The 7,780-nt window shown below is 46.0% G+C and carries 5 protein-coding genes; all 5 read left to right on the forward strand.

Annotated elements, in window-relative coordinates; all coding sequences use genetic code 11:
* Window positions 1-366 precede the first annotated feature (366 nt).
* The 5 genes from NHN17_RS14985 (at window position 367) to NHN17_RS15005 (ending at window position 7,627) form a co-directional block, all read left to right on the forward strand.
* The gene (locus NHN17_RS14985) at window positions 367-2,574 is read left to right on the forward strand and encodes a bifunctional metallophosphatase/5'-nucleotidase (protein ID WP_255043381.1); all 2,208 of its coding nucleotides are present in this window, start codon (window positions 367-369) and stop codon (window positions 2,572-2,574) included.
* A gap of 259 nt (window positions 2,575-2,833) precedes the next feature.
* Window positions 2,834-4,318 (forward strand): ATP-binding protein, encoded by a 1,485-nt coding sequence (locus tag NHN17_RS14990; RefSeq protein WP_507237093.1) that lies wholly within the window; start codon window positions 2,834-2,836, stop codon window positions 4,316-4,318.
* A 19-nt stretch (window positions 4,319-4,337) separates the two neighbouring features.
* Complete coding sequence (locus tag NHN17_RS14995) at window positions 4,338-5,012, forward strand: response regulator (RefSeq protein ID WP_255043383.1); 675 nt, start codon at window positions 4,338-4,340, stop codon at window positions 5,010-5,012.
* Window positions 5,013-5,086: 74 nt separating this feature from the next.
* Window positions 5,087-6,655, forward strand: a complete 1,569-nt coding sequence (locus NHN17_RS15000) for an Lcl domain-containing protein (protein WP_255043384.1) — start codon at window positions 5,087-5,089, stop codon at window positions 6,653-6,655.
* A 216-nt stretch (window positions 6,656-6,871) separates the two neighbouring features.
* Complete coding sequence (locus NHN17_RS15005) at window positions 6,872-7,627, forward strand: SDR family NAD(P)-dependent oxidoreductase (RefSeq protein ID WP_255043385.1); 756 nt, start codon at window positions 6,872-6,874, stop codon at window positions 7,625-7,627.
* Window positions 7,628-7,780 lie beyond the last annotated feature (153 nt).

Raw genomic sequence — 7,780 nt, forward strand, 5'->3', positions numbered from 1 at the left:
TAAACCGCTGTTCTCTGCGTTAGATATTTTGTAATTAGAGCCACTAGTTACTGCAATATCTGCCTTGATAACAGCGATTTTTCCAGTGCAAATACTTGATCAACGACTTATCCAGATTGGTATTAGTCAATTGCAGATGAAAAGAATGATGAGCGAAGTATTGCTTGTTCGAGATGTATCCATAAAACTGTGCTTAACATGTTGCATGTTTACAATTGAGTAGCATGCAACGGTTTACATTTAACGCGGTATTTATCCAACTTACCGAATTTACAAATTGAAACAGATAGGTTGAATTTTAAGTACTTATTCTATTATTTCTCCTTATATTGCCTACGTTTATTCCAAGACATTAGGCTCTGTGAGATGAAAAATAAAACCTTTAAACTTGCGACGTTAAGTGCCGCTATCCTACTGGTTTCTACTGCCAGTTATGCCAATGATCAAGCGCCAGCATCCATCGCTGAATGTAAAACCTTTGAACCGACCCCATCGGTAATCGTGAAAGGCACCAATAACGAATTAACAAGCCAGACGATCACTATTGGTGCGACCGGTGACATGCATGGTCGTATTTTCGCTTATGATTACGCGCTTGATGGCGTAGACAGAAATGCGGGTTTCTCAAAAATTGCCACCCTGCTACGTGACGAGCGCTCCAGCAATGACAACTTCTTGCTGATCGACTTAGGCGATACCGTTCAGGGCAACTCGGCAGAGCTATTCAACAACGATCCTGTCCACCCAGTTGTTGAAACCATGAACACCCTAAACTACGACTTGTGGGTGCCGGGTAACCACGAGTTTGACTTCGAGCGCGCTTTTCTTGAGCGTAGCCTTGAAAACTTCAACGGTTCAGTGGTTTCTTCCAATGTTATTTGGGATAAAAACTCGGTTGACTGTAAAGCCAACGAAGAAGAAGTCCCGTTCCTACGTGGCTACCAGATCTTCAATTACAATGGTGCCAAAGTAGCTGTTGTTGGTTTAACACCGTCTTACGTTAAAGTGTGGAATGCCTCTAACCCAGAGAATTTCCGTAACTTGGATTTCAAAGATGAGTTAGAAGCGGTTACTGATACCGTAAATAACGTTATCGAACAGTACCAGCCTGACGTGGTGATTGGTGCCCTTCACCATGGCCGTAAAGAGCACGGTCGCGGTGTTCATGAGATTGCCTCTAAGCTTGCTGATAAGTTTGATGTGATCTTCATGGGTCACGAGCACGCTCGCTTCATTGAGCAAGTTGAGAAAGGCGCAGATATTAGTGCGGAAATGCCAGAAATTTCTGTCGGTGGTAACAGCGAGCAGGAAGACAAGGCTAAATCGGGCGTTTACAATGCTGAAAACCGCCATGAAAAAGTGAAGATCATCGAGCCGGGTAACTGGGGTTGGGCACTGGCTAAAGCAGAGATCGAACTGGAAAAAGATCCGCAAGGCAAGTGGCAGATTGTTGATACTACATTGTCTAACCGCAAGGTTGAGAATGTACAAGAAGACAATACACTGCAAGAGCAAATGCAGCATATCCATGATGCCTCTGTTACCGATGCCAACATCAAAATTGGTGAAGTAAAAGGTAACTTCACCAACTCTCAAGGTGGTTTTGCTGACGAAGCGGTACTTGAAGAGCAAGTGCTAAACAGCGAAGGTTTACGCCTTTACAGCTCAATCCATACTGGCAAGTTGTCGGATATGCCGATCACGGATTTGATCAACCAGATCCAAATCATGAACATTGAGCAAAAAGGCTCTGACTCTGAAGGCAATGAGATCAAAGTCGACGTATCAGCCGCAGCGCTGTTCTCCGACGGCTCGAACCTGTTTGATGGTCAGGAATACCGTAAGAAAGACAGTGCCAACCTATACATGTATGACAACCAATTGGTTGCGGTTAGCATCAAGGGCGAGCAACTGAAAGCGTACATGGAGTGGTCTTACGGTTACTTCAATACTTACCAAGCCAACGATATTACGGTTTCTTTCAACTCGGCTATCCCTGCCTACAACTACGACATCTTTGATGGTTCTATCCAATATACCGTGGATCTGAGTAATACGGTGGGTGAGCGTATTGATATCACCGAGATCCGTGGCGGTGAATTTAATCCTGACGCTGATTATGTATTGGCGATCAATGATTATCGTTTAGGTACTTTGCTTGGCGAAGAGTGGATCACCGGTGAGCAAGTGATTTGGGACTCATCGAACGAGCCTGTTTACGCGGTACGTGACATGATCACCGAATACGTTGAAAACGAAGGTGTATTGGATCGTAGCAAGTTCGAAAATGTGAACTGGTACATTAAGCAATACGGTCCAGCGAATGCTGCCGGTGCTGTATCTGAGCAAGGTGATATTCTGTCGCTGCGTGAAGGCGCGGGTGCCGAGTTGTGGAACAAGCTGCAGAACAAAGAAATCTGTGTAATGCGTTCAGGCCCAGGTGCTCGTGACTCTATCAATGTGTCAGTGAACCTTGCCGATGAAAGTACATGGTTTGCTAACCCTAACTACTCTGCAGAGGCGACTCAGGAAGCCCTGTATGAAGGTTGTGCGTACAGCAACCAGCCAAAGTAATCGACTTCTCGGTTGAATGATAAAAAGGCGCTTCGGCGCCTTTTTTGCTTTTCGTATACCCCAAACGTCAAGGTGTTTGGTTTCACTAGAATAATACCAACCTACATAAATACTTGCTCAGTCTTGCAGGTTAAAATCGCTGTTTTCTGCGTTAGATATTTTGTAATTAGAGCCATGAGTGTCTTATCTTTGGCGTTCTTCATATTTTCTCCCATTTTTTCCTGTAGGCTTATTGAGTGACTTCAACGTAGGATTGCCGATGCGGGTTTCTTTATTTCGAAAACTCTTTTTTTGTCTTTTTTTCAGTAGTGTGCTGGTGGCTATTGGCATGGGCCTGCTGATCAACTCCAGCTTCAAAGAGGGCTTTCAGCGATTTATTAATCAGGAAGAAATACTGAAAGTAGAGGCTCTGGCAGAAAAACTGACCGCCTATTACTCTAAACAATACGGTTGGAAACGGCTGGTCGAGTCGCCTCATATTTTTGCATCGATGCTGCGGCAGATTGGTGAAATTCCGCCCCCTCGAGGGCATCACCCAGCCCCAGTCTCTAACCCAGCTTCTAACCCAGGGATAGGCCTCCCCCCAGACGACGTTGGGCAGGCATTGCCCTTAGATAAACCCTCGTCTGTTTTTGTACCGTTAGGGGTGCGGGTTAACCTCGTTTCGCTCGAGAACGAGCCTTTGTTGGGGGCTCCGCAGAACTTACAGTCGCTTCCCAATGATTTACGGTTGGAAAAAGTGGCTGTGAATTATGAAGGGCGGCCAGTTGGGTGGATAACGGTGCTCCAAAGCCAGTCGCTGTCTAATGAGTTGGCTGAAAGCTTCTTGCGCTCCCAAACCCGCAATATTGTTTTTATTTCATTGGTGACCTTGGTTGTCAGCTTAGTCTTTGCTAGTGGCTTAGTCGGTTACCTGCTTAAACCTCTCAGGGCACTGCATCGGGGAGCGGAATCGGTCCAGCGGGGCGATCTCGATTTCCACATTCATATCCGGGGTAATGATGAGGTGACCGATGTGATACAGGCGTTTAATCATCTTGTCGCGAGTCTGAAACAGCAAGAGAAAATGCGCGAGCAATGGTTGTCTGATATTTCTCATGAGCTACGTACCCCTTTGGCTGTTCTGCGTAGTGAGTTGGAGGCTTTGGTTGATGGTATTCGCCAGCCAGAACCCCGTTATATGGAATCCTTGCACCACCAAGTGCTTAATTTGTCGAAATTGGTGGAAGAGTTACGCGTACTATCGCTGGCAGATATGGCAGGAAATAGTGCCATAGTCGCTGAACCCCTTGAGCTCAATCATTTGCTGAAGCCTTGCTTGGATCGTTATGAAAGGAGGCTTAAGGAGAAGCAGATAGTTTTGCATCGGCCTAAAGCGGATTGTCAACCAATGATGGTGACAGGGGAGCAAAAGAAAATCGAGCAGGTTGTATCAAACCTGCTTGAGAACAGTTACCGCTATACCGATGTTGGTGGTAATGTTTGGGTTTCACTGGCTCAAAAGGGGGCGGAAGTGGTGCTCACGATTGAAGATAGTGCGCCGGGAGTCAATAATGAGGCGTTACCTAAGTTGTTTGACCGACTATACCGGGTTGACCAATCACGCAGCAGGGAACATGGCGGCTCCGGGCTGGGCTTAGCTATCTGCAAGAGTATTCTTGAAGCCCATAAAGGACATATACATGCAGCTCCCTCAGAACGGGGGGGGATTAAGATGGTGGTGACCTTACCAAGGCAAGGATGAAGGTAGAGGAGAGTGCAACGTGATTTTGATTGTCGAAGATGAACCTGCATTGGCCAATGTACTGGGAGAGTACCTGTCGCATAGTGGCTATGAGAGTCATATCATTGAAGATGGTAACCAAGTGATAGAATGGATAAAAATGCACTCCCCCGAGTTGGTGATCTTGGATCTTATGCTGCCAAACCGCGATGGTTTAGATATCTACCGTGAATTGCGCACGTTTAGCGATGTGCCTGTCATTATGGCGACGGCAAAAGTGGATGAGATTGACCGCTTGTTGGGACTGGAGTTGGGCGCTGATGACTATGTTTGCAAGCCCTACAGCCCAAGGGAGTTGGTGGTTAGGGTTAAGAATATACTGCGGCGAACTCAGTCAACGTCGACGGAAAAAACCGAATCTACGTTAAGGATTGATGAGGTTAAAATGCAAGCTTGGGTGCATAGCAAAGCACTCAATCTCACGCCGGCGGAGTTTCGTTTGTTGGCGTATTTCTCTCAGCATAGCGGCCAGGTGTTTAGCCGTAATCAGTTGATGGATAAAATTTATTTTGACGACCGGGTGGTGACTGATCGTACCATTGACAGCCATATAAAAAATCTCCGTAAGAAGATCCTAGCCATCGATAGTGAGAGTGACTGGATAAAGTCGGTCTATGGGGTAGGTTACCGGTTTGAACTTGAAGCAATCTCCTAAATTACTCCATATTTCATACACAATTACAGCGCATAGTTACCCCATCAACACATTAAAGCTTGATTGGGGTAACCATGAAAAAGACTGAGTTTAAACGCGCTTTTCTCCGCATTTCGAAATTAACCGCTGCGTTAGCAATCACTGGCATGACCGCTTTCTCAACAGTCGCAGCGACCAACCAGTCACCGCAATACAGCTATAGCATCGTCGATACCAATCAGTCAGTTTGTACTGATGCGCAGAACGTTTTAGATGAATGCCCAACCGAGAAAGGTAAAACGGGTTTTGGTCAGGATGCCCAGTACCAAGGCCGCGCCCCGAGTTATACCCGTAATAATGATGGCACGGTAACAGATAACCATACCGGTCTTATTTGGGCACAAACCACGGATACCAATGGTGATGGGAAAATAACAGCAGCCGATAAGATGACTTATGATGAAGCGGTTGCCTATGCTTCAAACTTGCAGTTGGCAGGCCACAGTGATTGGCGTGTACCGACCATCAAAGAACTGTATTCATTGATGATGTTCGATGGTGAGGATCCGAGTGGTTTAAACGGCGCTGGTACGTATTCTATTCGTCCATTCCTTGATCACGAGTACTTCGGCTTCGAGTCCGGTGATCTTAGTGCTGGCGAGCGATTGATTGATTCTCAATATGTGAGTAGCACTAAATATGTGTCAACCACGATGAATGGTGATGAGACCGTATTTGGCGTGAATTTTATCGATGGTCGTATAAAAGGTTATGGTATGAAGTCTCCGCATGGAGGGGAGAAAACCTTTTATGTCATGGTTGTTCGTGGCAACACCGATTACGGCATTAACGATTTTTCAAATAACAACAATGGGACTGTGACTGATAATGCAACGGGATTGACTTGGCAGCAGGCTGATAGCGGTGCTGGGATGGATTGGCCAGCAGCACTGGAATACTGTGAAAATCTTGAATTGGCGGGTAACAGTAACTGGAGACTGCCGAACATTAAGGAATTACAGTCCATTGTCGATTATACCAAGTCGCCAGGTACCACTAACAGCGCCGCTATCGACAATGTGTTCGAGGTGACTCCTATTTTTAATGAGGGAGAAACGCTGGACTATCCGAGTTACTGGAGCAGCACGACTCACCAAAACCTGAAAAATGGCAAAAATGCGGCATATATGGCGTTTGGTCGTTCACTCGGTAATATGAATGGTGAGTGGGTTGATGTTCATGGTGCAGGTGCCCAGCGAAGTGACCCAAAAGTCTATGAGGGGATTGATTATCCTCAGGGCCATGGCCCACAAGGGGATGCTATCCGTTATAGCAATAACGTACGCTGTGTGACTGACAACGCTACAGTGTTTGTGGCTCAGCCTGAAGCGATTGAGCGTTCCACTAAACAGTACATTCTTAATGGCTCTGAGGCGTCAATAGATTCACATAAGCCTCGCAATCAGCAAGACAGTAAAACAAAGGATAGACAAGAAGGGCAACGCCAAGGTCATGACCCATTTACCCAAATGGATACAAATAACGACGGCAAACTCTCTCGTGATGAAGTTCGTGGGCCATTAAAGCGTGACTTCGATAAGTTAGATACCAATCGCGACGGCTATTTAACTCGCAATGAACTGCCTCAGCGGCCTAGAAAGTAAGTATTGAATTAGCAACAACGAAGAGCCTTGGTGATAGTACCAAGGCTTTTTTTGTGCCTAAACAAGACGAAGATCACTATTGAACCTTTCACTTTGTTTGAAATTCTCATGAAAGGTGTTATTGTAATACAATATTATTGATTGCTAGATGTCGAAGAGCCTCTCTTCATAGATCCCTTTGGCATAGCCATTAACTAACTCAAAGAGAACATTGATATGTCTAATAAAGTTGCTTTTATCTCTGGTGCTACAGGTGGTATCGGTTTCCAAGTTGCTAAACGTCTTGGTAAAGATGGTTACACTGTGATTCTGAACGGTATCGAAGACGCTAAAGGTGCAAGCTGTGTTGCTGAACTTACAGGTGAAGGCATCGAAGCGGAATACCGTGGCTTTGACGTTACTGATGAGCATGCAGTAACTGAAAACATCAATGCTATCGGTGAAAAATACGGTCAAATCGATGTTGTTGTTAACAACGCTGGTGGTCTAGGTGGCCGTAGCCCAATCGAAGGCATGGAAACTGATTTCTTCCGCAAAGTTATGGCGCTTAACCTTGATAGTGCATTCTTTGTTTCTCGTGCTGCAATTCCGTTCCTGAAGAAGTCTGACAATGCGTCAATCATCAACTTTACTTCTAACGCAGCTTGGAACGCAGGTGGCCCAGGCGCGGGTATCTACGGTACATCTAAAGCCGCTGTTCACACGCTAACGCGTGCACTTGCTAAAGAACTGGCTCCAGCGAACATCCGAGTTAACGCGGTATCTCCTGGTACTATCGATACGCCGTTCCACGCACAAATCAAAGAAACTAAGCCAGAAGTATTTGCTTCTTGGGCTAACAGCATCATGCTTGGTCGTCTTGGTCAGCCAGAAGAAGTTGCTTCTGCAATCTCTTTCCTAGTAAGCAAAGACGCATCATTCATCACAGCTGAAACGCTACAGATCGGTGGTGGTCAGGCACTGGGTATCTAATCCCTACAGTGCTGTAAAACGAGGGATAGATCTCTTCGTTTGAATTCTGATGAGTATGAAGCCAGCTGGTATACCAGCTGGCTTCAGATTGCTGACGAACCCCACTTTTTAAGTGGGGTTCTTTTTTAGAGAGCGGCCGTAGGCCGCGATCGC

It is taken from the genome of Photobacterium pectinilyticum, assembly GCF_024357955.1.
Lineage (GTDB): Bacteria > Pseudomonadota > Gammaproteobacteria > Enterobacterales > Vibrionaceae > Photobacterium > Photobacterium pectinilyticum.